This window comes from Chitinophaga hostae (assembly GCF_018224885.1).
GTDB classification, from domain to species: Bacteria; Bacteroidota; Bacteroidia; order Chitinophagales; family Chitinophagaceae; genus Chitinophaga; species Chitinophaga hostae.
Genome location: NZ_JAGTXB010000023.1, coordinates 95,671 through 121,281, shown reverse-complemented (window position 1 = coordinate 121,281; position 25,611 = coordinate 95,671). Strand labels below are relative to the sequence as shown.

At 46.8% G+C, this 25,611-nt stretch carries 24 protein-coding genes; 8 read left to right on the top strand and 16 right to left on the bottom strand.

Annotated features, from left to right (window positions below; all coding sequences use genetic code 11):
* Positions 1 to 5: 5 nt before the first annotated feature.
* From KE626_RS30030 to KE626_RS29965, 14 genes are all read right to left on the bottom strand, one after another.
* Positions 6 to 1,982 carry a hypothetical protein gene (locus KE626_RS30030; RefSeq protein WP_211976767.1) on the bottom strand — a complete coding sequence of 659 codons (1,977 nt, stop codon included), beginning with the start codon at positions 1,980 to 1,982 and terminating at the stop codon, positions 6 to 8.
* A gap of 4 nt (positions 1,983 to 1,986) precedes the next feature.
* Positions 1,987 to 2,244: a hypothetical protein gene (locus tag KE626_RS30025; RefSeq protein ID WP_211976766.1), complete on the bottom strand. Its 258-nt coding sequence runs from the start codon at positions 2,242 to 2,244 to the stop codon at positions 1,987 to 1,989.
* Between the two features lie 69 nt (positions 2,245 to 2,313).
* Positions 2,314 to 2,691, bottom strand: a complete 378-nt coding sequence (locus KE626_RS30020; RefSeq protein ID WP_211976765.1) for a hypothetical protein — start codon at positions 2,689 to 2,691, stop codon at positions 2,314 to 2,316.
* 52 nt (positions 2,692 to 2,743) lie between these two features.
* Positions 2,744 to 3,244: a hypothetical protein gene (locus tag KE626_RS30015; protein WP_211976764.1), complete on the bottom strand. Its 501-nt coding sequence runs from the start codon at positions 3,242 to 3,244 to the stop codon at positions 2,744 to 2,746.
* Between the two features lie 51 nt (positions 3,245 to 3,295).
* Positions 3,296 to 4,933, bottom strand: coding sequence for a hypothetical protein (locus KE626_RS30010; protein WP_211976763.1), 1,638 nt, complete (start codon positions 4,931 to 4,933; stop codon positions 3,296 to 3,298).
* A gap of 150 nt (positions 4,934 to 5,083) precedes the next feature.
* Positions 5,084 to 5,713, bottom strand: a complete 630-nt coding sequence (locus tag KE626_RS30005; RefSeq protein ID WP_211976762.1) for a hypothetical protein — start codon at positions 5,711 to 5,713, stop codon at positions 5,084 to 5,086.
* Positions 5,714 to 5,912: 199 nt separating this feature from the next.
* Positions 5,913 to 6,197 (bottom strand): hypothetical protein, encoded by a 285-nt coding sequence (locus KE626_RS30000; protein WP_211976761.1) that lies wholly within the window; start codon positions 6,195 to 6,197, stop codon positions 5,913 to 5,915.
* Between the two features lie 26 nt (positions 6,198 to 6,223).
* Positions 6,224 to 6,811, bottom strand: a complete 588-nt coding sequence (locus tag KE626_RS29995) for an N-acetylmuramidase family protein (RefSeq protein WP_211976760.1) — start codon at positions 6,809 to 6,811, stop codon at positions 6,224 to 6,226.
* Between the two features lie 5 nt (positions 6,812 to 6,816).
* Positions 6,817 to 7,326 (bottom strand): hypothetical protein, encoded by a 510-nt coding sequence (locus KE626_RS29990; protein ID WP_211976759.1) that lies wholly within the window; start codon positions 7,324 to 7,326, stop codon positions 6,817 to 6,819.
* An 8-nt stretch (positions 7,327 to 7,334) separates the two neighbouring features.
* On the bottom strand, positions 7,335 to 7,565 hold the full coding sequence (locus KE626_RS29985) for a hypothetical protein (protein WP_211976758.1): 231 nt from the start codon (positions 7,563 to 7,565) through the stop codon (positions 7,335 to 7,337).
* A gap of 2 nt (positions 7,566 to 7,567) precedes the next feature.
* The gene (locus tag KE626_RS29980) at positions 7,568 to 7,882 is read right to left on the bottom strand and encodes a hypothetical protein (protein WP_211976757.1); all 315 of its coding nucleotides are present in this window, start codon (positions 7,880 to 7,882) and stop codon (positions 7,568 to 7,570) included.
* Positions 7,883 to 7,935: 53 nt separating this feature from the next.
* Positions 7,936 to 8,148 carry a hypothetical protein gene (locus KE626_RS29975; protein ID WP_211976756.1) on the bottom strand — a complete coding sequence of 71 codons (213 nt, stop codon included), beginning with the start codon at positions 8,146 to 8,148 and terminating at the stop codon, positions 7,936 to 7,938.
* The gene (locus tag KE626_RS29970; protein WP_211976755.1) at positions 8,102 to 8,719 is read right to left on the bottom strand and encodes a hypothetical protein; all 618 of its coding nucleotides are present in this window, start codon (positions 8,717 to 8,719) and stop codon (positions 8,102 to 8,104) included. Before KE626_RS29970 ends, KE626_RS29975 begins: the two co-directional genes overlap by 47 nt.
* 28 nt (positions 8,720 to 8,747) lie before the next feature.
* Positions 8,748 to 9,065, bottom strand: a complete 318-nt coding sequence (locus tag KE626_RS29965; protein WP_211976754.1) for a hypothetical protein — start codon at positions 9,063 to 9,065, stop codon at positions 8,748 to 8,750.
* A gap of 689 nt (positions 9,066 to 9,754) precedes the next feature.
* Between KE626_RS29965 and KE626_RS29960 the strand changes: the two genes are divergently transcribed.
* The 3 genes from KE626_RS29960 to KE626_RS29950 all read left to right on the top strand — a co-directional run bounded on the left by KE626_RS29960 (position 9,755) and on the right by KE626_RS29950 (position 12,098).
* Positions 9,755 to 11,050 (top strand): metal-dependent hydrolase family protein, encoded by a 1,296-nt coding sequence (locus KE626_RS29960; protein WP_211976753.1) that lies wholly within the window; start codon positions 9,755 to 9,757, stop codon positions 11,048 to 11,050.
* 20 nt (positions 11,051 to 11,070) lie between these two features.
* On the top strand, positions 11,071 to 11,673 hold the full coding sequence (locus KE626_RS29955; protein ID WP_211976752.1) for a Crp/Fnr family transcriptional regulator: 603 nt from the start codon (positions 11,071 to 11,073) through the stop codon (positions 11,671 to 11,673).
* A gap of 62 nt (positions 11,674 to 11,735) precedes the next feature.
* Entirely contained in the window at positions 11,736 to 12,098 is a 363-nt protein-coding gene (locus KE626_RS29950) for a DoxX family protein (protein ID WP_211976751.1), read from the top strand.
* A gap of 75 nt (positions 12,099 to 12,173) precedes the next feature.
* On the opposite strand, the gene KE626_RS29945 is transcribed toward KE626_RS29950, so the two are convergent.
* Positions 12,174 to 14,030, bottom strand: a complete 1,857-nt coding sequence (locus tag KE626_RS29945) for an alpha-L-rhamnosidase-related protein (RefSeq protein ID WP_211976750.1) — start codon at positions 14,028 to 14,030, stop codon at positions 12,174 to 12,176.
* A 351-nt stretch (positions 14,031 to 14,381) separates the two neighbouring features.
* Between KE626_RS29945 and KE626_RS29940 the strand changes: the two genes are divergently transcribed.
* Entirely contained in the window at positions 14,382 to 17,504 is a 3,123-nt protein-coding gene (locus KE626_RS29940) for a SusC/RagA family TonB-linked outer membrane protein (protein ID WP_211976749.1), read from the top strand.
* 18 nt (positions 17,505 to 17,522) lie between these two features.
* Positions 17,523 to 19,064 carry a RagB/SusD family nutrient uptake outer membrane protein gene (locus KE626_RS29935; protein ID WP_211976748.1) on the top strand — a complete coding sequence of 514 codons (1,542 nt, stop codon included), beginning with the start codon at positions 17,523 to 17,525 and terminating at the stop codon, positions 19,062 to 19,064.
* On the opposite strand, the gene KE626_RS29930 is transcribed toward KE626_RS29935, so the two are convergent.
* A complete protein-coding gene (locus KE626_RS29930) occupies positions 19,065 to 19,964 on the bottom strand; it encodes an AraC family transcriptional regulator (protein WP_211976747.1) in 900 nt (299 codons plus the stop codon). It abuts the gene before it with no gap.
* 316 nt (positions 19,965 to 20,280) lie between these two features.
* Here KE626_RS29930 and KE626_RS29925 point away from each other — a divergent pair, with 316 nt between their 5' ends.
* Genes KE626_RS29925 through KE626_RS29915 form a run of 3 tightly spaced genes read left to right on the top strand, consistent with a single transcriptional unit; the run spans position 20,281 to position 25,585 of the window.
* Positions 20,281 to 20,994: an SGNH/GDSL hydrolase family protein gene (locus KE626_RS29925; protein WP_211976746.1), complete on the top strand. Its 714-nt coding sequence runs from the start codon at positions 20,281 to 20,283 to the stop codon at positions 20,992 to 20,994.
* A gap of 13 nt (positions 20,995 to 21,007) precedes the next feature.
* Positions 21,008 to 24,142 (top strand): glycosyl hydrolase, encoded by a 3,135-nt coding sequence (locus tag KE626_RS29920; RefSeq protein WP_211976745.1) that lies wholly within the window; start codon positions 21,008 to 21,010, stop codon positions 24,140 to 24,142.
* Positions 24,143 to 24,157: 15 nt separating this feature from the next.
* Positions 24,158 to 25,585, top strand: coding sequence for an arabinose isomerase (locus KE626_RS29915; RefSeq protein WP_211976744.1), 1,428 nt, complete (start codon positions 24,158 to 24,160; stop codon positions 25,583 to 25,585).
* The last annotated feature ends 26 nt before the right edge of the window (positions 25,586 to 25,611 follow it).

Below are 25,611 nucleotides of genomic sequence, written 5' to 3'. Positions count from 1 at the left end.
CTGCTTTACTGTTTGTTTTTATAGGCTTCCGGAGTAGTGGCGCCGGATCCTTTCGCAATTGATCCACCGCCTCGTGCCGGAACGGTCAGCACTCCATCCTTCAATTCTATTGTAGCGCCACTCAATGTTTCTTTTATGGCGTTGGCCGATAACTCTCCCATCTTCTCCATTGCTTCCGCGGTGGATTTCAGCAATGCGTCTTTTGCTTCCGCTGCATTACGCTCCTTGGTGGTGGTGTTGGCTTCCGCAGCCTCTTTGGGAGCGTTTACTTCAAGCGAAGTAGCTTCCAGGTAGTCTTCCCGTTTAATAGGCTTTGATCCGTCGTATTTATCGTACAGGTTACGAACAGCACTGGCCGACAGGTTGGGGAACATATTCTTCAGCACCATTTTGTTATAATCGGCGCTGCCGCTGGCGTTGTGTGAATACTGCAGCATCTTTTGAAGATACTCCATACCGTGTTCGCCAGACAGCCCCTGTTCCTGCATTTCCATGATATCGAACATGCCGGCGCCGGGATTCAGTTTACGCAGCGTTAAAAACGAGAGCGCTTTCATGCTATCGGATCCGGGGTGGGTAAGCCCATCCTGTACCGCAGCAATATTGCCCATACTGCGGGAGTCGCCCACCGCAAATTCGCCCCCAACGCTGTTAAACCGACTCATAATATCCATCGTAACACCGGTGGATACATTGGTTTGCGCCTGCAGGAAGGATTGCTGCAACGTAGAAAATTTCCCCAGGAAATCGTTTAACCCTGCATAATCATTTTTCTTAAAAATGCCACTGTCTACCCCCCTGGCCATGATACCCCCAAGAAGGGCTGCCGCGTTCTGTTTATTTTCCGGGTTGCTGCCCTGTATATCCAGCAGCTTATAATAGTTTTCATTTTCTACGCCGTAGGCCTTATTGGCATATACCATGTCGGCGGCATTCTTGCCCGCATTGGCCACCGTGCCGGTGTGCTTGGCGACTTCTGTCATCAGCTGCGCCGCACCAATACGATCTATTCCTACTTTAGACAGATCGGGCACTACTACGGCTTCGCTATTGCCTCCGAGCGCGGAAAATTTATTTGTTTCCGCGAGCAGATCCTGTTGGTAAATGGCTTGTTTCTGTTTCATTTCGCCAACAGCACCCATAATGCCACCGCCTATTTCAGCGCCAATTTCCGCTCCTCCTTTGATGTCGCCCATAAAGTACCCGGCTACTGCACCAAGTGCGCCACCAACTACTTTTCCGCCTGTTTCATAACCATCCTTGATAGTATCATAGCCGTTTTCGCTGTTGGTGAGTGTAGATACCCCTTTAGTTACCTGGTCAAAAACATGTTCCTTAAAAAAGGCATATCGCTTTTCAAATTTGCCTTCATTGTTTTGTTCAGTGGCAGCCCTGTTGGAGAGCTGATTGAGTTCTGCCTGTTTATCGTCGAGCGCCTGTACAATTGAATCATCCCCCCTGGCCATCTGGGCAATCTGCTGTTCGGATGCGTTTCTAACCGCCTCCATGTTCTCCCGCATGATGCGCACCAGCATATCATTTTCCGCAGCACCGGAACTTATCTGCTTGCTCTGTTCTACCGCCTGTTTTTCAATCTTCTGCCTGGACTTGTCGGCATTGGTGCCCGCCATTTTTATTTTTGCATCTGCTTCCTTATTGGTGTATTTACCGGAAGCGCGTCCTGCCTCGATGCTTTCCACCATCCGTTGCTGCCGTTTGTCAACAGCTGCCAGTTTATCATTGCGCCGTTCTTCGTTCAGATGCTGCGCCGCCCTTGCCTCCAGGGCATTTTTACGGGTCAGCACTTCTATCTGTTCATTTACCAGCTTTATTTGTTCCTTTGCTACATCCGTTTGAGCTTTCGCGTCTTCCAACATTTTCTTGTTGGTGTCGTTGGCAGCCTGACGTAACTTCTCTATATAACTTGCCAGGTCAGTTGCTCCACTGCCACCCGGGGCCTGAACATTAATATTTCCAGCCATAAGATTAATACTGAATAGTGTTTAGATCGATATTGGACAGCTGATCAAATAGTTTATCCTCTGCCGGGAGATCTACTCTGTCTCTGATCCAGATACCGTCGTTCAATTCTTTTTCATTCTTCTTCTCATTAAAGTGGAATAATTCGGCGGCTTTGAATGCTTCTTCCTCGAGATATTCCAGGAGGATATTGATTTGGCACAGCTCTAAATGAGCAGCTGTGCCAAATCCTATTTGATATTTACGCCTATACCATCTATCCAATGGATAACGATTATTCCATCTTATGATATATGATCTCAAGTTATCCGAGAAAGGATGTGCCATTTATAATTACTTATCAAGCGGTTTCTTTAAAATGCTTTCCCATTCTTCCATCCAGGGAACCACTTTCGCTACATATTCGTTGAGGATAACATCCATCTTTTCACGATCCAGTGCAAACAGTGATTTCACCGTCAGGTCATCCCTGAGCTGGGGCAGCATCACATTAAAAATGGCTACTGCATCAATGGTGACGGCACTTCTTACAAAACCGCTGTCATAGCTATACTTCAGCTTCTCATAATTACCGCTTGAAAATTGAGATTTTAAAATATCAATGTCAATCATTTGACCGGTGTTCGGATAGGAAATAGTATAATCATTATTCCCTATTTTAACGGTAACAGATTTCTGTGGCATTCTTTGCTCGTTCTTTATTTCGTTCATGCTGAAAACTTGAAATTATAAATCAATCGTTATTGCCTGCACAGTGTGCGGGTTATTGGATATAGGTAATAGGGGTTAAGTATTTGAAAGACTGGTTATGACCAACGATGGCGCTTTCGGCGATAGTGAAACTATCTGATTCAATCAAACAGTTTTTAACGCTGGCGTAAGGTACCAGCTTAGGTTTGATGATACCCTGTGCATCTACTACATCGGTGATCTTTTTAAAAATATCCAGTTGTACGCCGTCGGCATCCAGCACCAGTTGATCTTCAAAAGAGGAACCGTCATTCAGGACCTGGGATCCGATGTTGGGGAATGCTCTTCTGATGGCATTCTTAATGCCCGTTTTGTCAAATCTTACTTCCATGAACTCACAGGTCAGCGTTCCTTCCCATTCCGTTACCGCCTGTTCAGATGCCAGGATAGTTCCGATACCACGTACGGGTAATCTCTTGATATTTTCGGTACAGGTAATGTTACGCATTAAACCGATTACCTCTCCTTCGCTTTTAATTAAAGCAATAGCTCCAGTAAAAACCTTTTCTGCCATTAATAAAATGTATATGCAAAATCACAATCTTCGATCGGGGAACAATGTTGTTTAGGCTTCCAGGATAACACCGGTTACCACTATTTTATTGACTTCGAAGTTGGGAACAAACTCATACTGCACATAGTAGTTATCACCACTAACAGTAGCGCTTACGCTTCCAAAACGAATGATCAGGTTATCTGTCAGCGCAGTAGCTGTTTTGCTCTGAAGGAAACCTTCCAGCCATGCTTTCAGGTCTGCTTCGGTAACGGTGTTACGGTTAGGCCCTGCGTTGTCTTTACCAAAGAACTTACGCTTGGCGTTTACCACGATTTCCTTATTCAGTTGTGCGGTAATACGCTTTACTGCGATGCTGGGAGAGCTACCATCTTCGTTCACCAGGTAATCATTACGTTGCAACGTATTTACACCCTGCAGAATTACATAATCATCCAGTTCGTAATCGTAGTGGGTAACCAGCAAACCGCTCATATTAGCCAGTTCCAGTTCCGCGTCATCCAGTTTATGTATTTCACCGTTGATAGCAATACGCTTGAAGGTGGCTGGCGTTTGCGGGGAAAGTCCTGCGATACGGCCCAATACCGCCGCGGCCTTATACAGCTGGCTTACCAGCTTAAACCCGGTAGGCGTGGTGAGTTTGGCTGCGCCATGCACCAGTATTACCTTATCGGAGTTATAATAATGCGCTGCGGCAATACTTGCATTTTCACCGGTATTAAAACCTGCTTTGTCGGCCTGGGCTGCTGCTACCATGAAGCGTTCAAACTTAGAGTCACCACTGGTCAGGAAGTCCAGTAATTTAACGTTGTTCGGATGTTTGATATTATCCGCATACTGCGTGCTGAACAGGAAGGTAAAGTCCAGGCTGTTGATGGTTTGCAGCGCTGCATCGAATGCTTCCGGCGTATAGCTTTCTGTAGCGCCGGCGGCCAGTACAAAATCAGGATACTTGGTCAGATCGTCTGCTGCAAGTGCACCGGTGGTGGTAGTGCTCGAACTTTTCAATACAAAACCTGCTTTAAAAGACGGATTGGATGCCATCCACGCAGCGAGTTCCTGTATTGTGGCCACTTCCGGGGAAGATACTACCACGGCTGATTTTGTATCTGCCAGGGCGATACCATCAAACGGCACATTGTTTAAAGTATCCATTCCTTTATAGGAGCCATGATAAAAAGACAATACGTACTTGTCCTTATCGAGGATACCTTTGGAAAGCCTGGCTGCATAACCACTGGCCAGTTTACTGCCAGATTTCACACCATTGGCATTCAGCCCTTCGTCGACTGTTTGCAGTTCCAGTGTACCATTCTTCAGTTCCAGCAGGATCGTGGCAGGTGCAGATGCCCTTGCATGAATCAAAAACACTTTGCTTACGCCGCTGATAGGTTCTGCTCCGGACCGGGCAGGCTTAAATAAAGGCAAAGCCAGGTTCCACAGCTCACCGCCTTTTACGAAATCCCTCAGCTGCTGCAGTGAGTTGAATTCATAGATACTGTCCGCGCCCTGTTTTGCAGTGCCTAATGAGCCGGCGCCAGCGCCATATCCCGCACCAATACCGTCATCAATGATAACGATGTTGCCATAAGACAAATTGGTAGGAGGATTTACAATGCCAGATTTGGTAATTGCGTATACGCCGGGCAGTGACGTAAGCTTTCCATTAATATTAATTTTTGTTGCCATTAAAAATACTAATCAATAATGATAGCAATCTTTACAATAAGATGTATGAAGCGATCTTTCTAAACTGAAATTAAATACCAGGTATATTCACAGGGGGTTACTTAGCGATAGCCATTCTATAGTTTACCGGCGCCTGACAAGGGAGCATTACTACTCATTATCTGCCGGTACGGCCACACTGCTGAAATTATATTCAAAACTAAGCAGTAATGCCTTGTTTAACAGGGAGCTTTTTTCTTTAAAGTATTTACTTTCTTCGGCGCCGACGGTCAACTGTTCCAGCCCTTTTAAACTCAAATGCAGTTGCATGGATAATAAAACACCACTGAGCAGATGATATAGCATCAATAGTTCATTTCCGTCATCGGTCAAAATCCCCAGCGTTACCATGGCCTTTTTCCTCCGGGTATAGATGGTTGGCAGCGGACCCTGCATACCGAAATCCTGCGGGTACAAAAACCCTTGTCCCATAGAGAGCCACTCACCACCGGCCGTTGGCATCTCCGTAGTGGCTGGAACCACAATCGACGGTGCTTTTATTTCGCCGAATTTAAACTCGAAATCCAGGGCCAGCCGCCGGGGGTTATCTTCATTATTTACAAACAACAGCTTGGCCTGTTCATAAAAATTATAACTGCCAATCTGCATACCGTTCAGTAATTTAAAAAGATAAGTGTCCGCTTCCGCATTGGCGTGAAAATTATCGCGTATATACGCCAACCCTTTCGTTAAACTATCTAAAATAACTACCTCAGGAATGATATTTAGGGTATCTGTCATGGTACTGGTAAAATTGAATCCGATCATCAGCCTTTGTGCGGGTATTAATTAAAACAAAGTATCTGAAACAATGAATTGGTAATGGTTATAAAGGATTAAACCGGATAGGTTAACTAACAATCTTTGATACATACAAAGTTAAAACATCTTCACCGAAAAACAAATCCTTTGTAATTTATTTTTACTTTTTTTATTCATTTTATGCGACGGCATTTTTATGATACTGCGCAATTAATTCCAACCCGGTTTCGTCAAATATTTTCAGGGTAAGCCTGTTGTTGACAGTAAAAAAAATCATCTCGTTGAGGGTGTATGGCACACCTTTGTTCCAGCAATAAAACAGTTCCTGCTCCAGGTAGGAATCGACCGACTTAACTGCCTGCAGATAAAACTGTTCATCCAGGTTGAGCGGATCTTTCAATGTTGTTTCCATTGTAACGGCGATACTTCTTTCCGCATCTGAAAACGTTAACTTATGCATCATTTTGTATTTATTATAATTCAATCTTTCTACCGTTTGGTAACCTCCTGTGCAAACTGCTGATAGTATTGCCGGATTTTTACATCATAGGCATTTTTTGCATAAGCAGGCCCGTTATACTTCCGGGCAAAAGCCGTAAAATCTTTTTCGCGCAGATCAGCAGACAGTTTATTGGCTACAATGAAATTGATAAATCCTTTCAGTTGCTCGTCTTCGCTGATGGTAAAGGCATTGATCATGGCATACACATTCGTAAAACCCGCCGCCTTAAAATTGAATCCCATGATCTGGAACATGCCATAGCTGGCACTTTGCAAGGCAGCGGTTTCCTGCAGTTGTTTGGCCCGGTTCAATTTCTGCCATTGAATATTATACGGACCATGCTCCTGCCGGTATTCCTTATATAATACATCCGCATACGCCGTTTTATGCCTGTCGGGATCAATTCCCTGTGCCTGCAGCTGTTTCCAGAAAACGTGCGGCTCAAAAAGTATTTTCAGTTTACCCTGTGCATCGAATCCTGCGCCATTTGATTCTACCTTTGCCACCGCCCTGATCACGGCTGTTTCACAGCCAATAATACGGGCGGATCTTTCAAATTCAGTTGCTGTGATCATTGCTGTTATTTTATAAATCTACACCATCTCCATAAAAAATATATCGCCGCTAATAATACCAGCAGTATTGCTACCGGCCACAACAGGACTCCCTGCCTGTTCACCTGTTGCTTCTTACTCTTTTCACTGCTATCCAACTGCTGAACCATCACTGCTTCACTGGTTGTGGTAGTGGTTTGTGTGGCTTTCAGCGGGATGCTTTGCGCACTCACATGTGCAGTGGCAGTAAACGTCTGCGTATTTTTATTGTACACTGCCAGCAGATCCAATCCGTTCTTAACCACACGGCCGGTCAGTATACTATCCTTTGAACCAGCTCCCACCGGGATGCTTACCTGTGCAGAATCCGCCGGTATCACTATCGTCGTGTCAATTTCCGTTGTGACGATGACTTTTGCTTTATCCGTTACTGTTATATGCTCCTTCCTGTCAATGGTTGACTGCTGCATTTTCCGGTTGGCATTGCTGCAGGCGCAGGTCAACAAAATGGGTAACAGCATCCGATACTTTATCATGTAAATAGCTAATCAAGTTTGGAGTCGATCATCATTCTTTTTATGGCATCATATTGCCTGCTGGCGGTATGCAGCTGGTTAATCGCTGTATCCAGCTGCTGAAGATGCTGATTGGCCTTCATTACAATCATGCTATCGATGGGTTTAAATACCTCGTGATCATAATCTGTATCAGGCAAACTCAAAGGAGCACTGCTTACTGTGACCAGGAACAACATTATTACAACTATTAATTTCATTACTACTTTGTCTTGTATTTAATCTGGTTTTCTATCTTCTTCCGAATCTCAGTAACCTTTTTTAACTCAAGTGCTGCCTGTAACCTCAGACTATCGATCTCTTTATTCTTCTCATCCAGTTTCAGCTGGGTTTTGTGCTGCAAATCCAGTGCAAATGCCGCAAACCTTTCATTGCATTCGATCACCTGTACTTCATTATGGATTCCCCAGCTAAACAACCCAACGATAGCCATAATACAGCCGATAAATGAACCAACCACAAAATCTCTTTTCAGACTTTTATCCAGTGTGTCATATATACTTCTTTTAATACTCATTTAAAATGTTTAAAAAGGAAACTATTCTTCGAAAAACGCAAACTTTCGATCTGCTATCCGGCATCCACCAAAATAAATCCGTATTGCTCCTGGTAGTCGTTATACTCATGCCGCCCGCTTAGTTTTACCTCCCCTTCCCGCTCCGTATCGATCATAATATTCCCATACCATGCTTTACCATCAAAATGATGAAAACGGGTGGTTACATCGAGTACTTCATTATTGTAGATATCCGAAGCGGTGATCTTTATGGTTGGCTGCTGCATAGGGTCGTCTTTTTCTTACCCGTTTTTCAATCTGTACCGGTGGCGCATCCGGGGGCATCACAGGCTCCTTTTCCCCGAACTCAAAAAAACGGCTCATATCCACCTGGTAGGGAATATTTTTCTTTTTGAGGGTGGTGGTAAACTTTGCTGCGTCAAAGGCACGCAACAGGCCAAGTTTCAGCCAGGCAACCCCTTGTTCAAAAGCAAAGGTATAAGCCTGGTCCCGGTCGGGAAACAGGGTACCGGCCACCGGCAATAACTGGTATTGAATGCTCCTGTTTAGCTGAAGGATGATGGTATGCAGCGTTGTTTTTCCGGTAACCGGAATCCTGCATTCCAATCGCATTACGAACGATTCTTCCTGGATCAACTGTTCTTTGAGGCGCCAGTCTGTTACCTGTTTAGCGGCTTTCTTTGCGGCGGCCGCCCTGCCAAAAACGGGCAGCAGTTTCGGTTCGGGCAGGGAAGGATTTTTAATGGTAATTTCCTTCGCCAGCTCCAGCCATACTTTGTCAAAATGCGCGCGTTGTTCAACAGATAGCGCATCGCCTGTTGTCCGTTTGATTTTCATAGGTACAGGGATATTAAGAGGGTGAATGTTATTGTAAAAAAAGCTGGTTGTAATGCTTGTCCGGATCTGGTATACCATAAGCGACGGGCTGATGATTACCAAACTGATACCGTTTTTCCACCAGTTTAAGCTTCATAAGTTCCAATAGCTGTACCGTTGCCCAGCCGGCAGCATAGCGGTAATGAATGCCAAAGGTCATTCCGATGGTAACAGGCGAAATAAACTGACCCTTTCTGTTTAATAGGTATTTATATGTTTTCAGTACAGTTTCGGAAACTACCTGTTCCTTTATAGTAAATGCCATGGTAGGCCCTTCCGCTCTCCGCGAAATCACATCTGTTATCATATATCCTGTTGGGTTTTGAGGGAAAAATTTATGCAATAGGGCTCCTTTTCAGCAAACTACGATTATACAGCGCGCTGATTGACCTGCTCTGCTTCTCATTGCAGTAGCTGCAACAGGAACCACAACAAGCACAAAGGATGAGGGTACGTGATTAAAAGAAATTCATAGTTATGAAATTAAAAAACAAGGCATTCTGCGATCCGGTACTTTTAGAAAAAAGCGGGGTGGTTAGGAATAATGGGGTGGTTTAAAGCAGGGTGTCTCAAACAATTTACATCTGCATGCAGCGATACTTGAATTTGGGTACAACATCACGAATTATATTAAAAATAATTACACTCAAAATTTAACTGTCTGAAAAAAGAAAAATAATTGCGAGTGCATATGGAGTACATTCGTTGCTCAATTATTTCTGAAGTATTCACTTCCTCTTTTCTTACTGCTTCTTTAACAAAATTCAAGTTTTACTACGCATTGTATCTGCGTTTAAATTTTTTATGCGGGAGAAAAATACTTCTTCCTACTTTCTCTTCTCCGCTTACTTAATACCTCCTTCCGACCATAAACTAAGTGCATCAGTACTCCGCCAATGATCTTTATTACCGCTAACCATTAACAATTCTCCCTGAAAACAACTATATTGTTATTCATTTACCGCGAATCCATCAACCTATATCCAAAAATATTTTATGAAGAAACCCATACTCATCGCCCTGTTGGCATGCAGTCTTTGCACCACTTATGCACAATCCGTTATTTTACATTGTGGATCGCTGATAGACGGTATCGGCAACAATGCCCGTCAGCATGTTTCTGTTATCATCGATGGCAACCGCATTACCAATGTGAAAGAAGGTTTTGTTACCGGTACGCCGCAGGACAAGGTGATAGACCTGAGCAAACAAACAGTTACACCTGGCTGGATGGATATGCATGTGCACCTGGACGGCGAAATGACCAAGGAGGCCTTCGTCGATGAATATACGATGAACCCCGCCGACTACGCCTTTCATAGTGTGGTATTCGCAGAACGAACACTGATGGCCGGTTTTACAACAGTGCGCGACCTCGGCGGCGCTAATGGCGTTAATATTTCCCTGCGTAACGCTATCAACGCAGGGCTGATAAAAGGCCCCCGCGTTTTTACGGCAGGCAAAGCCATTTCCGCCACCGGTGGTCATGCTGATCCTTCCAATAGCTATCGCAGAGATCTGATGGGAGATCCCGGCCCTAAAGATGGCGTTGCCAACGGACCGGAAGAATGCCGCAAAGCGGTACGCCAGGCTTATAAGTACGGGTCAGACCTCATCAAAGTAATGGCTACCGGCGGTGTCCTGAGCGTTGCCCGTGACGGTAGTAGTCCACAGTTTAGTGAAGAAGAGCTCCGCGTCATTGTAGCAACAGCTAAAGATTATGGCTTCAAAGTTGCAGCGCATGCACACGGCACAGAAGGCATAAAACGCGCTATCCGGGCGGGTGTCACCTCTATTGAGCATGGCAGTTTCATGGACGATGAAGGGATTGCACTGGCCAAACAATACGGTACCTGGTATGTACCCACCCTCACCGCAGGCCGCTCTGCAGCCGACTCCGCAAAAATTCCCGGTTATTATCCTGCCATCATTACCCCAAAAGCACTGACTATTGGCCCTAAACTGCAAACCACTTTTGCCAGAGCCTACAAAGCCGGGGTTAAAATAGCTTTTGGAACGGATGCCGCTGTATTTGCACATGGGAAAAACTGGCTGGAATTTACCTATATGGTGGAAGCAGGCATGCCCCCTATAGATGCCATTAAATCAGCTACTATCAAAGCCGCCGAATTGCTGGGCATAACAGACAAACTGGGCTCCATCACCCCGGGCAAACTAGCTGATATTGTAGCGGTAGAAGGAGATCCGCTGCAGGATATTCAACGTATGGGACAAGTAAGTTTTGTGATGAAAGAAGGCGTGATATATAAAAATATAGCATCGGAAAAATAATGCAGGAAAAACAACCGGTCATGAATCAAGACAACCACGAATACGATCCCGCACTCAACGTCTTTTTTAACGTAGTTGGTTCCTTCATGTCTTTATCTCCCGAAAGCAAAAATGTTTTTGCAGGCATTATGACAAAACGGGAACTCCCGAAAGGAACACAATTACTCACAGCCGGCCAGGTTTGCCGTCATATTTTCTATATCGAAAAAGGATTGGCCAGAACCTATTATATAAAAGACGGAAAAGATGTGACAGACTGGATCAGCGTGGAACAAACTTTCTCCGTGTCTATTGTTAGTTTCATCACCGGCAAACCGGACATCCGTAACATCGAACTGCTGGAAGCCGCTACCATCTGGGAAATTGGCGCGGATGACATACAACATCTCTACGATCATCACCACGAAATAGAAAGACTTGGCCGTTTGCTGGTAAGCCAGGGCCTCGTTCAGATGCAACAGCGCTTCGATGACCTGCATTTTTCCACCGCACGCGAACGTTATCTGAACCTGATCACCATGCACCCTACTATCATCCAGCGCGCACCGCTGGGCATGGTAGCTTCTTACCTGGGCATTACGCAGGAAACCCTCAGCCGCATCCGCGCAGGTCTTACTATTTGATAAATGTCAAAAGAAAAAATGCAGGTTGTTCCAATCTTTGTGTCAACAAAACAACAATGATTATGAACACGCTCTTATGGATCATACAAGGCTTCCTTGCCATCGTTTTCCTTTATTCCGGTGTCATGAAATCATCCCGGAAAAGAGAAGAATTGATCAGTCTCGGCCAAACCGGGGTGGCTAATTTAACTTATCCTGCTATCCGTTTCATAGGTATTATGGAAATACTGGGCGCCATCGGTATCATTGCGCCTGCTGCCACCGGCATACTCCCTGCACTGACACCGGTAACGGCGCTTTGCTTTGCCCTGATCATGGTGCTCGCCATGCCTGTTCACTACAAACGGGCGGAATATAAATCAGTAGCTTTTAACGCGCTGCTGCTGGTATTGTCAGTATATACCGCGTATATGCGTTTCCGGTAATAATTTATTTTCGGGAGATAAATAACAAGAGCGGCTCAAAATTAATAGCCGCTCTTGTGCCGTATACTTCTTTTGCTAGCGCCCGTTATAATCTTTTACCGCCAGTAAAGTGAGATAGTTATCCACCAGGTAGCCTTCATATCCCCAGCATTCTCCTTTCCAGGTTTTCCAATCCTTCGTCATATTACTTCCCGGGCAATTTCCTTCAAAGCCCCCGTCTTTAAAGCTCTCCATCATAGGATGCAACATCGCATCAGCAGCCTGACGCTTGTTGATTTTATACAGCGCATGCAGCGTAAAATAGGCATAACAGGCGGAAGCGCCGCCATTTTCGTATACCCCAAACCGTTGGTATCCCCATCGCGGATCGTGATGTGCGTAGTCGGCATCCGCTATAGACACCAGGTTACCGGGAATGCCTAAACGAAAATCTGTAAAGCCCGCGGCTTTCATTTTATTCACTAACGTAGTCATGACCTGATCCGCCTGCGCTGTTGTAAGCAGGTCATAACATACAGCGATGCTGTTCACAAACGTAAAATAGTAATCATGCAGTTGCCCGTCTTTGCTCTTCCACCCTGCCAGCACGCCGGTTTGACTGTTAAAAAAAGTATTGTAATAACTATCCTTTAACTGCTTACCCTGTTGTGCAAAATGTGCTGCATCCGTTTTTTGTTGCAGGATGGCGGCTACTTCCGCTAATAACACCAATGCTTTATAGGCCAGCGCATTGGAATAGGCATCGGCATGGCCAAAGCCGATCGTATCCCACCAGTTGGCCGGTCTTTTAAATGGTTTATCATCCCAGCTGCCGCTGTTACCCGAATAACCATACTCAATCAGCCCATCGCCGTCCTTATCCGCCAGCATCATTTTAGTTGCCCAGTCTTTTATACTGTTGTAGTGCTGCTTGCCCCAGGCGCTATCTTTTGTATCGAGGATATAGTAACAGGCCGATATCACCAGGGAAGGCATACTGTCTGTTGAATCAAATTCACTGGCCCATGCGGCACCGTCTTTATAACCTACCTGTCCGTATCCCTTCATGCCGCCCAGGTAACGCTCCAGCGTATTCCGTACCAGGTCCATGGCTGTTAGCCCCTCTGCCAACGGCGGCGTATAACGGGCCATTTCTGCATACAGGTACAACGTAAATGTACAGGCATCGCTGGCGCTGTTATTAGCCAATGCCTGTATACGCGGGTTCAGCTGGAAAATATTCAGGTAGTTTTTTCTATACCCATCAAAACGGACATCACCCCGGATCGCCGGCAGGTCGGGATAAACGGCCACCGATTCTAAAGTATACACCAGCTCCGGCTGCTCCGCCGAAGCAGGAGCAAAACGTATTTTCACAAAGGGTTCACCGGTTTCAGCGCCGCTGTCAAAACGAAAAGCATCATAAAACAAAGTAACCCCGGGGCGATTACAGCTGATCCGGAAAGTACCCATGCCCGGCAAATGCAGCAGGCAGGGGAACTGCACCTGCAGCGCTGTTGTCATATGCCCTAATACCGTACAGTGATTTTTTCTTTGCGCCACCACTATTTCAAAAGGCGGCGGGGCAATGGCTCCGCCGTGAGCAGATCTGATCACAATCTTTTTTTCTGCCGCCGTAAATTCCCAGGCAGGCAACTGCGCATTACCTGTGCCTGCATAATAGCCGATGCTTTGCCGTCTCACCTTACTTGTAAAAACAACATCGGTCTGCTGCTGCTCCGGCAAGGGGTTATTTTCCAGTTTCGATTGCCCCAGGCTGTCCGTTGAAAAATATAGCAACCGCGGATAAGTGGCAGATAATCGCAACCGCATATACGGCGAAGTAAAACTAAAATCTTCACCCTGCGGCCCATACAGCAGGCTAACATCCGGCAATGCCATTACCAGCATCGCGGCGGAAGTATTCTTCAGAAAATGGCGTCTGGTAGTCATAGTGATCAGTATCGTGGATAAGGTAACAAACCTATTGTCAATACCGGCAGATGAATACCAGAAATTGATGTATTTAGTATGAAAAATGACAGTCCGGCATCATAGTACATCATCCAAACCCTTTACTGAAAAAGATCTTCACCAGCATCACCCGGTATACCATTTCCCGAAATTCCGTGTCAGATTCCATACTTTTTAGCGCAGATATTCACCCCTGCCGGGGAATATATCTGATAGATTTGCCCTGTACGTGCAACTATTGTATTTGAGGTCAATGGCTTTTCTCCACATCATCAACCAACAGCAATAATATTCCCATTTCATATTATTCATTAATTATCCGATCTCGTTATGAAAAAAATTCTATTACCCGGCAGCTATTGGAGAAACATGCGGCTGCTAAGTTTTGCCGCAGTGCTGGGCATGCAGCTCCCACAGCCGGTTAAAGCGGCAGGGGATGTTCCGTCCGTTTACCAGGCCGCCGACATCCACGTAAAAGGCCAGATCACTGATGACCAGGACAAAACACCGCTTATTGGCGTAAGCATCGCCATTAAAGGAACCAATAGAGGTGCCAGCACGGATACAAAGGGATACTATTCTCTTACAGTACCTGCCGGCAGCACACTGGTGATTTCCCATATGGGTTATGATCCGAAAGAAGTTAAAGTCACAAAAGACAATACCGCCCTGGACATCTCCATCAGCAGAAGTAACAAAACATTGAGCGAAGTAGTGGTAGTCAGTTACGGCACACAGAAGCAACGCGAGGTAACGGGCGCCATCAGTACACTCAGCGCTAAAAAACTGCAGGATATGCCGGTAGCACAGTTTGCACAACAGCTGCAGGGTAAAATAGCAGGTGTACAGGTATATCAAACTACCGGTAAGCCCGGCGGCGGTATGGCCTTCCGCATACGCGGTGCAGGCTCTTTAAGCGCCGGTACCGATCCCCTCATCGTAATAGACGGAATGCCTGTTACCGGCAGTATCAACAACATCAACCCGGACGAGATTGAAAGTTTCTCCGTGCTCAAAGATGCCGCGGCCAGCGCCTTGTATGGTTCCCGCGCCAACAACGGCGTGATCCTCATTACTACCCGGCATGCAAAGCTGAATGAAACAACAGTGAACCTCAACGCATTTTATGGTATACAGCAAACACCTCAGCATGGCCGCCCAGATGTGATGAATGCCAGGGAATTTGCACAGTTCCAAAAAGAATTTTACGAAGATAAAATCAAATATGAAAACTGGGTCAACCCCACCACCGGCACCGCTGTAGTGCCCACAGAATACCAGCATCCGGAACAATACGGCGAAGGTACCAACTGGTATAACTCGCTGATCCGCGATAATGCACCGATCCAGAATTATAGTTTAAGTCTCAGCTCGGGCAGGGAAAAGTCCAGCTCCACCGTGATCTTCGGTTACTTCAACCAACAGGGCGTGGTAAAGAACACCGGCTTTCAACGGTTTAACCTGCGGGTCAACAACGACTTCACCCCTAACGACCGGGTGAAGCTGGGATTCAATATTGCCCCCTCCTACCAGCTGGAACACAATGCCCGCATTAATACCGACAACACCTGGCAGATCCTGCAGGCAGCGGCATTATCCACACCGCTGGTGCCTTTCCGGAATCCCGATGGCAGCTACCCGTTAAACGTTACCTCTTTTGGTATGTTTAATAACCCGAACTGGTATACGGTGTTGCAGCAAACACAGGACGATTATAAAACCACCCGCATCTTTGGTAATGCCTATGCGGAAATATTATTGCTGAAAGGGCTGAAATTCCGGACACAGGTGAACCTCGATATGGGCGGTGAAACCCGTAAGTACTTCCTCCCTTCCACCGCAGTAGGCGCCCTGTTTACCGCCCCGCCGGGAAGGGCCAAAGGCACCTATTCTGCCTATAACAACTATACCTGGCTAAGTGAAAATACGCTGACCTATAACCTCGAGCTGGGTCATCATCACATAGATGCGCTGGCGGGTTATACCGCCTCGAAATTCAAACAGGAAAGCAGCATCGTGAATGGTACCGACTATCCCAACGATGCCATCCCCTGGATAAACCAGGCGGCCACTGTTACCGGTACCAGCAATGCCGACCAATGGTCGCTGTTATCTGCTATCGGCCGCCTCAACTATAACTACAAAGGGAAATACCTGCTCTCCGGCTCTATCAGGAGCGATGGTTCTTCCCGCTTTGGCAGCGCCCGTAAATACGGTTACTTCCCCGCTGTATCTGCCGGATGGATTGTAAGCGATGAAGCATTCATGAAAACGATACCGACCGTCAGCTACCTGAAACTACGCTCCAGCTATGGCGCTACGGGTAATAACAACATCGGTAACTTTAGCCAGCTCGCAGCTATCGGCACCTATAACTACGTGCTGAAAAACCAGCTGGCTAACGGCAAAACCATCAGCCAGCTGGGCAATGATCAGCTGGGCTGGGAAAAAAGCCTGCAGTTTGATATTGGTGTAGACATCGGCCTGTTTAACGACAAGGTGTCCCTCAGCTACGATTACTACCATAAAACAACAGACGGCATGTTGTTTTCCCTGCCCATCCCTGTATCATCGGGCTATGGCTCCATCCTGGCAAATGTGGGCGCAGCTAAATTCTGGGGCCATGAAATTGGTATCAGCACCAGGAATCTTTCCGGCGCCGTTACATGGACCACTTCTTTCAATATCTCCTTTAACAAAAACCTGATCACTAAGATGGTGAGACCCGGATTCATCGGCGCCACCAGCGAATATGATGATTACTGGAGAAACCAGGAAGGACATCCTATGAGCGCATTTTTCGGATATGTATTTGATGGTGTTTATATGAACCAGCACGAGTTTGAAACACAGCCCAAACATGCTACCTCGCAGGTAGGTACCGTAAGAATGAAAGATGTAAACGGTGATGGTAAGATAGACGTGAACGATCGCACCTTTATCGGCGATCCTAACCCCAAAGCCATCTTTGGGCTGACCAATGATCTTACCTACAAAAAATTTGATTTGTCCGTTAGCATGGCCGGTTCGCTGGGCGGAGATATCATAGATGGTATTTACCCTTACACCGAAAATCTCGATGCTGTTTTTAATGTGCGTAAAGAAGTAGCTAACCGCTGGCGCTCTGAAGAAAATCCAGGCAATGGTATTATTCCCAGCACCCGCGCGGGAACAACGCCCCTGGCCCGTGCTATCAACAGCAGGTACGTGGTGAACGGCTCTTTCCTCACCGTGAAAAATATCACGCTTGGCTATAGCCTGCCTTTCAAAAGCGGGTACATAAAATCACTGCGTTTATACGCCAGCGTACAACAGGCCCTGGTGATCACCGGCTACAAAGGCATGAACCCGGAAACAAGTATCAGCGGTTTAACCGCTACACAACTGGGTGTGGATAAAACAGCCTATCCCGTGCCGCGTACATTTTCCTTTGGTATCAACAGCAGGTTTTAATCTCTTAAAAATTTCCGTATGAAAAAATATATCCTGACTATATTATGCTTTTCTGCAGGTTTGATGGCCTGTAAAAAAGATTTCATTTCACTGACTCCGGAAGATCAAACCTCCGGCGCCACTTTCTTTAAAACGCAGGAGCAGTTTACTCAGGCCATCACCGCCGCTTATCAGCCGTTGAGAAGGGTGTTCGCCATCGACTACCTGATGGCTGAAATGCGCTCTGACAATACATTCTATGATTTTTACCCATCCGACAGGGGCAACGGGTTGGTATACCGGGAAAACATTGACAACTTCCGGGACGACCAATCCAACAGCATCATCTATGATATGTGGGCAGGCGCCTACGACGGCATTTCAAAAAGCAATATTGTACTGGGGCGCATTGAAGGCCTCAATTTCCCTGACGATTTTAAAAATAATATTATCGGGCAGGCAAAATTCCTGCGGGCCTTTTATTACTTCCGTTTAGTCCGCTATTATGGCGGTGTGCCATTATACCTGAAAGAAGTAACGACAACGGAAAACGCTTTCCTTCCCCGCGCCGCCAAAGAAGCCGTATATGAAACCATCATTGCCGATGTGAAAGACGCCATCCTGAAATTAGCGGCGCCTGCTACATTTCCACAACCGGGAAATGCCACCAAAGGCGCCGCAGAAGCCCTGTTGGCTGAAGTATATATGACGCAGCAAAAATATGCGGATGCGGAACCTTTGTTAAAAGATATTACGAAGATGGGATACGCATTATTACCTGATTATGCTTCGGTATTTAACCCTGCCAACAAAAACAGCCGGGAATCGATCTTTGAAGTACAGTATCAACAGGGCAACCAGGGCCAGCAAAGTAATTTCATTTACCTGTTCCTGCCGCACTCCGCGCACACCACACCACTCACCGGCCTGGATTACAACAATATCAACATCGGCGGATGGAATATGCCCACCAACGATATGATCAACGCATATGAGGAAGGCGACAAACGCCTCGATGCCTCCATCGCAGTGGCAGAAGGATCCATAGATGCCACCGGCAGCTGGGCGCCGGAAAGCATTAAAAGCATTGTAAACTACCACGCGCCCGCAGGAAAAACAGGAAAGCCATTTATAAAAAAATACCTGCACGCACATACGAATGTGAATAACACAGATGATAACTGGCCGGTATACCGCTATGCAGATATATTGCTGCTACTGGCCGAATGCCTGAATGAGCAACCGGGTAAATCATCCGAAGCCCTGGCATATGTAAACCAGGTAAGAGTGCCCAGAAGCGGTTTAACCGCTGTTACTGCAACCGATCCTGCACTGCTGCGCAACATCATTGCACATGAACGCCGCATAGAACTGGCCTTTGAAAACCACCGCTGGTTCGACCTTGTGCGCACCGGTCAGGCTGTTCCGGTGATGACCGCCCATGGAGTAGCCATGAAACAACAATATGGTTTCTTAAACAGCAATGCCTACCTGGTTAATAACAACCGGCTGATATATTCCCTGCCCTTCTCTGAAATGCAGGTAAACAGCCAGCTTACACCCAATAACCCGGGCTATTGATCAGGCTACCGGCTTATGACTTCTTTTTCTGAACACGGCTGGCGTAAAGCCAGCCTTTTGTTTAAAGAAAGAAGTAAAATAATTAGCAGACTCAAAATTCAGTTCGTAGGCAATTTCCTTGATAGTTTTACCGGAGCTTACCAGCAGATCCTTCGCCTTCTGCGCCCTGATCTGTTGTTGGTATTGTGTGGGAGATAACCCGGTGTATTGCTTAAACATCCGACGGAACCAGGAATAGCTCATGTTCAGCGTTTTGGCCAGGTCTTCCGGGGCAATGGCGCCATCAGGATGTTCCCGCATCAGCAACCTCGCCTTCTCAATTTTTGTAACAATCTCTTTATCCTGGAACTGGTTATTTCTCGTAGTATAATAAACCGCACCCAGCATATGCATCGCAATACCCGAAATGGCCTGCTGAAAACCTGCGCGCTCTGCATTGGCCAGCTCTATCAACTGCTTAAAGAGGTCCACCAGCTGCTCATTGAAACCGATATGCAGCAAAGGTTCTTCCCGGTTAAAGAAGTTGTGCCGGATGATCTGATCGGCCACCTGCCCGCGGAATCCCACCCAGTAAGTATCCCATCCGGATTCCGCCTTTGGCGTATAGGTATGCCACTCATTGGGAAAAAGCAGCATCATGGTGCCTTCCCTCACCGGCGTATTTTTCTGATGGCTGGAACTAAAGTGACCTGCGCCACGCGTAATGTAGATCAACTGGTACTCCTGCAGTATTCTCCCCGTATCCGGGTTAAACCAGTAACGGGAAGGATGATCCTTTGACGGGTACCTGCTGTTGGCGGACACAGACTGAAAAGCCACCGTGGTAACGGTAAGTCCCCAGTTGATATCATCTTCATTAATCGTCAGGTACTTAATGGCCGAATTCAGATGCTTTTTCATGGCGGAACAGCTTATTCGTGTAGCGGAATATATTTTTATCTGAAAATCAAAAATAACGATATGGCTAATAAAACAGTTAATCCGGACGCTTTGTTTTTCCCGTCAAAAATAACCTTATTCTCTTTCCTGCAATACCATTCAGGCGATTCGCCGGTAAAAATAATCACTTAAATCATACTATTTTGTTTTTGTGTCAAAAAACGAACTTTTTAAGCCAGATATTACACCCCCTCCTTTTCTTTTCTGAATAAATTTGTACTGTTCAGGCAACGGCCACATGATCCACGTTTCTGCAACTGATTAACGATATAGAAAAATGAAAAAAAGCTATTGTTGTTTCTGGCTCCTGTTGTATAGTATATGCTTATCCGTTAGTGGATATGCACAGGCATACAAGGCCACTTACCTGCAGGATATAAAAACAGCCCTGGAAAAAAAATGGCCGGACAATAAAACCGTCAACCTGGTATTCCATGGGCACTCCGTACCCTCCGGCTACTATAAAACACCGGTGGTAAATACCTTACAGGCATATCCTTACCTGTTGCTGCAATCATTAAAAACAATGTATCCCTATGCGGTTATCAATATTATTGTAACATCCATTGGCGGCGAAAATTCTGTACAGGGTGAAAAGCGTTTCAGGAAAGATGTACTCACCCATCAGCCGGATGTACTGTTTATCGATTACGCCCTGAATGATCAGGCCATTGGCTTAACCAGCTCCCGGGCAGCCATGGAAAAAATGATCCGCATGGCGCTGAAAAAGAAGATAAAAGTAATCCTGCTAACACCATCTCCCGATATGCGGGTGGATCTATCAAAAAAAGATAATCCGTTGGCATTACAGGCGGCACAACTGAATGCACTCGCCGCGCAATATCATATAGGCGTGGCAGATAGTTACCTGGCTTTCAAAACACAACTGGATGCAGGAAAGCCCGTCGAACGATTTATGTCACAGGTTAATCACCCAAATGAAGAAGGACATCAGCTCATCAAGGGAGCCATTCTCCCCTGGTTTAAATAATAAAAGAATCGTTATGCTTATAAAACTGATACGTAGCGGGTGGCTGTTGCTCTTAGCCGCCGCCCTGTTATTACTTCCCGCCTGGAAAAATGGCACACCACGGCCGGTTCCCGGTCAACATAGTTTTGCCTGGCTGCAACAACAATTCGGGCAGCCCGACAAAGAATTTGGCAGCGCCCCGTTGTGGGTATGGAATACAAAAGTAACCCGGGCCATTATTGACTCAATGATGACGGAATTTAAAAGTCATGGCTTTGGCGGTGTATTTGTTCATCCGCGGCCGGGGCTTGTAACGGAATATCTTTCCGACGACTGGTTTGATCTGTGGAAACATGCGGCAGACAAAGGAAAGCAGCTGGGTCTTGATGTATGGATCTATGATGAAGATTCCTACCCCAGCGGCTTCGCCGGCGGCCATGTACCAGCTGCGATGCCGTCTTCCTATAACCAGGGACAAATGTTACACCTGGTTAAAACAGTACAACTACCGGATACGGCTGAACGATTTTTTATTTGTCTGAAAGAAGAACAGGGCCGATTTATTAACATCACCGGTAAACTGGCCGCAGAAAAGGGAAAAACAGGCAACTATTATCTCTTTAATAAAGCTTATTATCATACCTCCCCCTGGTACGGCGGCTACTCTTATGTAGACCTCATGGCGCCGGGAGTAACAGAGAAATTTATTGAAGTAACCATGAGCGGTTATGAAAAAAGCGTGGGAAAAGAATTTGGGAAAACAGTGCCCGGCATTTTTTCAGACGAGCCTAACATAGAGGTGCAGGGCGGCGGTAACATCCGGTGGACGCCGGATCTGTTTGCCCACTTCCGGCAAACCTGGGGATATGACCTGGCGCCGCATTTGCCGGAACTGTTTGAAGAAACCGGCGACTGGAAAAAAACAAGACATAACTATTTCCAGACGCTGCTGCAACTATTCATTGACCGCTGGTCAAAACCTATGTATGCCTATACAGAAAAGAAAGGCCTGGAGTGGACCGGCCACTACTGGGAACACGGATGGCCCAGCCCTAACTGTGGCCCCGACAACATGGCCATGTATGCCTGGCATCAGCGGCCTGCGATAGACATGCTGTTTAACCAGTTTAACGAGCAAAGTCCCAACGCCCAGTTCGGCAATATCCGCTCAGTAAAGGAGCTGGCCAGCGTTGCCAACCAGCTCGGCAAAAAAAGAACGCTCTGTGAAACCTATGGCGGTGGCGGCTGGGAGCTGACGCTCATGGATATGAAAAGACTGGGCGATTGGCAATATGCCCTCGGCATTAACACCCTCAACCAGCACCTGGCTACCATGACGCTGACCGGCGCCCGCAAATACGATTACCCGCAGTCGTTTTCCTATCAGAACCCGGTATGGCCCTATTATACACCACAGAACCAGTATTTCGCCCGTTTATCGCTCGCCCTGTCGAGAGGACAACAACAGAATGACATACTGATACTGGAGCCCACCAGCAGCGCATGGATGTATTTCAACTATGATAAATCCAATCCACGGATAAACGAAATAGGCAACAGCTTCCAGGCCTTTATTACCCGGCTGGAAAAAGCCCAGGTAGAATACGACCTGGGATCAGAAAATATCATCAGGGATCATGGACGTACCGCGCAGGATCAATTCATCGTGGGCGAGCGGGCCTATCATACCGTTATTATTCCACCAGGCATGGAAAATCTCGACAGCGCCACATTTCAGCTGTTGCAAAAATATACTGCCGCCGGCGGCAAAATATTGTTGTATGAAAACCTCCGGTATATCAACGGCGCACCTGCTACAGCGCTCAACAACTGGTTACAGCAAACATCGCTTACCCCCATGCCCGTACCTGACCAGCAAGCCATACAGCAATACCTCCCTGATCCTGCCATCAGCTTCCCGGAACTGGATACCACGCAGGGCGATCTTTATCATCACCGCCGCGTGCTCGACGACGGACAACTGCTGTTCCTCTCCAACGCCAGTATGCACGAACATGCAGGCGGACAGGTACGCATAAAAGGAAAAGATGCGCTGTTGATGGACCTCCGCACCGGGCAGATAGTTGATTATCCGGAAACAGACAATAACGGCTATATCACCATGCAATACGACCTGCCACCGGCAGGAAGCATGCTGTTGTTTGCGGCAGATAAACCCATGCACATCAGTAAATCATACACTCCGCCCCAGACCGGGCAGCCGGTAAAAGGCTCGCCGGTTAGCATCAAACGGCTTTCTCCTAATGTGCTAACGGTCGACTTCTGTGATCTTCGTGTAGGCGATAGCAGTTACAATGATATCCACGTTTTAAAAGCAGCAGATATTACGTTCAAACATTTCGGATTTCGTAACGGCAATCCCTGGAATACATCCGTACAATTTAAGCAACAGACCATAGAGCGGGATACTTTTTCCCGTAATACCAAAGTAAGCGCCAGGTATCATTTTACCATCAACGGTGCAGATACCAAAAACATGCAGGCAGTGGTAGAGCGGCCGGAAATCTGGCAGGTGACCCTGAACGGGCAAGCGTTACGCCCATTAAAGGGCCGTTGGTGGCTGGATAAAGGATTTGCAGTATATGACATCAGCCAGCGCGCCAAAAGCGGCGATAATGTGCTGGAAATAACGGCTGCGCCTATGCGCGTTCTGGCAGAAATAGAACCCGTGTATATACTCGGGGATTTTAGTCTTGCTTCGGCAGACAAAGGCTTTGAAATACAGAAAGAAGCGCCGCTCTCCTTAGGCAGCTGGCGTACCATGGGCATGCCTTTGTACGGACACAGCGTAGCCTATACAAAACAGGTACGCGCTTCCACCCGGAACAGCTACCAGGTAAAATTAAACGACTGGAAAGGCACCGCAGCAGCGGTAAAAGTAAATGGAAAAGAAGCAGGTATCATCGACATACCTCCTTATACCCTTAACATTTCTTCCTATATGCGGGAGGGTGACAACACCGTAGAAGTGATGATCTCCGGTAGTTTGAAAAACACCCTGGGGCCGCATCACAATCAACCCCGACCCGGGCTGGTATCTCCCTGGCATTTCCTGAACGTGAAACGGCACCCCGCAGGAAATGCCTATGATACCTATGACTACGGGATGATGAGTGATTTTGATGTGGAACAACTTGCGGGGAAATAAAAACGATCATACGACATGGCGAATATTAAAGTTGGATTATTCGGAATAGGGCTGGCTACCTACTGGCCACAATTTGAAGGACTGAAAGAACGGCTTGAGGGCTATCAACGTATCATCGCCGGAAAGCTCGGCGATAACGCGGTTACCGTACTGGACGCAGGACTGGTAGACTCTGTAGAAAAAGCGCGGGCAGCTGCTGCCCTCTTTAAACAGGAAGATGTCAGTATTATTTTCCTGTACGTATCTACCTACGCCCTCTCCGCCACCGTACTGCCCGTAGTGCAAAAAGCGAAAGTACCGGTGGTCATCCTGAACCTGCAACCTGTAGATGCCATTGACTACGACTGGTTCAACAGCCTCGGCGATCGTGGTATCATGACCGGCGAATGGCTCGCCAATTGCCAGGCATGCGCCGTACCGGAAATAGCCAATGTATTTAACCGCGCCGGCATACAGTTCTACCAGGTAACCGGCACACTCGATGATACCGCAGCATGGCAGGAAATAGCCGCCTGGAAAGAGGCAGCCACCGTAGCCACCGCCATGCGGAATAACCGGCTCGGCGTATTGGGACATTACTATAACGGAATGCTCGACATTTACTCAGACCTTACCCTGCAGGCAGCTACCTTTGGCGGACATATACAACATCTTGAAATGTGCGACCTCGCCAGCTTTCATCAACAGGTAACACCCGAAGAAATCAGTGATAAAATGCAGCAGATCCACCGGGAAATGGAAGTACTGGAAGAATGCCCGCCACATGAAATTGTACGCGCCGCCCATACCGCCGTGGCGCTGGATAAAATGGTGGCGCATCACCAGCTGGGTTCTCTTTGTTATTACTACGAAGGCGCACCGGAAGGAGAATACGAAAACCTCATTTCTTCCGTTATTACCGGCAATTCTATCTTAACCGCACATGCCGTTCCCGTAGCAGGAGAATACGAAGTAAAAAATGCACAGGCCATGAAAATCCTTGACCTGTTCAATGCCGGCGGCTCCTTTACAGAATTCTACGGCATGGATTTTAAAGAAGATATTATCCTGATGGGCCACGATGGCCCCGGCCATCTGGCCATTGCAGAAGGACGCCCGCTGCTGAGACCCTTAGGTGTATATCACGGTAAACCCGGTAAAGGACTTTCTATTGAAATGAAAGTCAAACATGGTCCTGTTACCCTCCTGTCAGTAGTAGAAACCAACAACGGGAAATTAAAACTACTGGTAGCGGAAGGCAACTCAGTACCTGGCCCCATTCTGAAAATTGGTAACACCAACAGCCGCTATAAATTTTCGCTCGACATAAAAACCTTTGTCAATAACTGGTGTAAAGAAGGCCCCGCGCATCATTGCGCCATCGGAATAGGACATATTGCAGACAAGATTGAAAAACTGGGAAATATACTGGGTATAGAAACCGTCCAGGTAGGAAGGATGTAGGAGTGTTAAATGCAGCGAATTTTTCT

Excerpts from the sequence above, each read along its gene's own strand:
- KE626_RS29920 (WP_211976745.1), top strand. The coding sequence starts at position 21,008 with ATGCTTATAAAACTGATACGTAGCGGGTGGCTGTTGCTCTTAGCCGCC.
- KE626_RS30005 (WP_211976762.1), bottom strand. The coding sequence starts at position 5,713 with ATGACAGATACCCTAAATATCATTCCTGAGGTAGTTATTTTAGATAGT.
- KE626_RS30020 (WP_211976765.1), bottom strand. The coding sequence starts at position 2,691 with ATGAACGAAATAAAGAACGAGCAAAGAATGCCACAGAAATCTGTTACC.
- KE626_RS29980 (WP_211976757.1), bottom strand. The coding sequence starts at position 7,882 with ATGAGTATTAAAAGAAGTATATATGACACACTGGATAAAAGTCTGAAA.
- KE626_RS30000 (WP_211976761.1), bottom strand. The coding sequence starts at position 6,197 with ATGATGCATAAGTTAACGTTTTCAGATGCGGAAAGAAGTATCGCCGTT.
- KE626_RS29950 (WP_211976751.1), top strand. The coding sequence starts at position 11,736 with ATGAACACGCTCTTATGGATCATACAAGGCTTCCTTGCCATCGTTTTC.
- KE626_RS29985 (WP_211976758.1), bottom strand. The coding sequence starts at position 7,565 with ATGAAATTAATAGTTGTAATAATGTTGTTCCTGGTCACAGTAAGCAGT.
- KE626_RS29995 (WP_211976760.1), bottom strand. The coding sequence starts at position 6,811 with ATGATCACAGCAACTGAATTTGAAAGATCCGCCCGTATTATTGGCTGT.
- KE626_RS29915 (WP_211976744.1), top strand. The coding sequence starts at position 24,158 with ATGGCGAATATTAAAGTTGGATTATTCGGAATAGGGCTGGCTACCTAC.
- KE626_RS29990 (WP_211976759.1), bottom strand. The coding sequence starts at position 7,326 with ATGATAAAGTATCGGATGCTGTTACCCATTTTGTTGACCTGCGCCTGC.
- KE626_RS29970 (WP_211976755.1), bottom strand. The coding sequence starts at position 8,719 with ATGAAAATCAAACGGACAACAGGCGATGCGCTATCTGTTGAACAACGC.
- KE626_RS29975 (WP_211976756.1), bottom strand. The coding sequence starts at position 8,148 with ATGCAGCAGCCAACCATAAAGATCACCGCTTCGGATATCTACAATAAT.
- KE626_RS29955 (WP_211976752.1), top strand. The coding sequence starts at position 11,071 with ATGAATCAAGACAACCACGAATACGATCCCGCACTCAACGTCTTTTTT.
- KE626_RS29930 (WP_211976747.1), bottom strand. The coding sequence starts at position 19,964 with ATGAAAAAGCATCTGAATTCGGCCATTAAGTACCTGACGATTAATGAA.
- KE626_RS30010 (WP_211976763.1), bottom strand. The coding sequence starts at position 4,933 with ATGGCAACAAAAATTAATATTAATGGAAAGCTTACGTCACTGCCCGGC.
- KE626_RS29960 (WP_211976753.1), top strand. The coding sequence starts at position 9,755 with ATGAAGAAACCCATACTCATCGCCCTGTTGGCATGCAGTCTTTGCACC.
- KE626_RS29940 (WP_211976749.1), top strand. The coding sequence starts at position 14,382 with ATGAAAAAAATTCTATTACCCGGCAGCTATTGGAGAAACATGCGGCTG.
- KE626_RS30015 (WP_211976764.1), bottom strand. The coding sequence starts at position 3,244 with ATGGCAGAAAAGGTTTTTACTGGAGCTATTGCTTTAATTAAAAGCGAA.
- KE626_RS29945 (WP_211976750.1), bottom strand. The coding sequence starts at position 14,030 with ATGACTACCAGACGCCATTTTCTGAAGAATACTTCCGCCGCGATGCTG.
- KE626_RS29925 (WP_211976746.1), top strand. The coding sequence starts at position 20,281 with ATGAAAAAAAGCTATTGTTGTTTCTGGCTCCTGTTGTATAGTATATGC.
- KE626_RS29935 (WP_211976748.1), top strand. The coding sequence starts at position 17,523 with ATGAAAAAATATATCCTGACTATATTATGCTTTTCTGCAGGTTTGATG.
- KE626_RS30030 (WP_211976767.1), bottom strand. The coding sequence starts at position 1,982 with ATGGCTGGAAATATTAATGTTCAGGCCCCGGGTGGCAGTGGAGCAACT.
- KE626_RS29965 (WP_211976754.1), bottom strand. The coding sequence starts at position 9,065 with ATGATAACAGATGTGATTTCGCGGAGAGCGGAAGGGCCTACCATGGCA.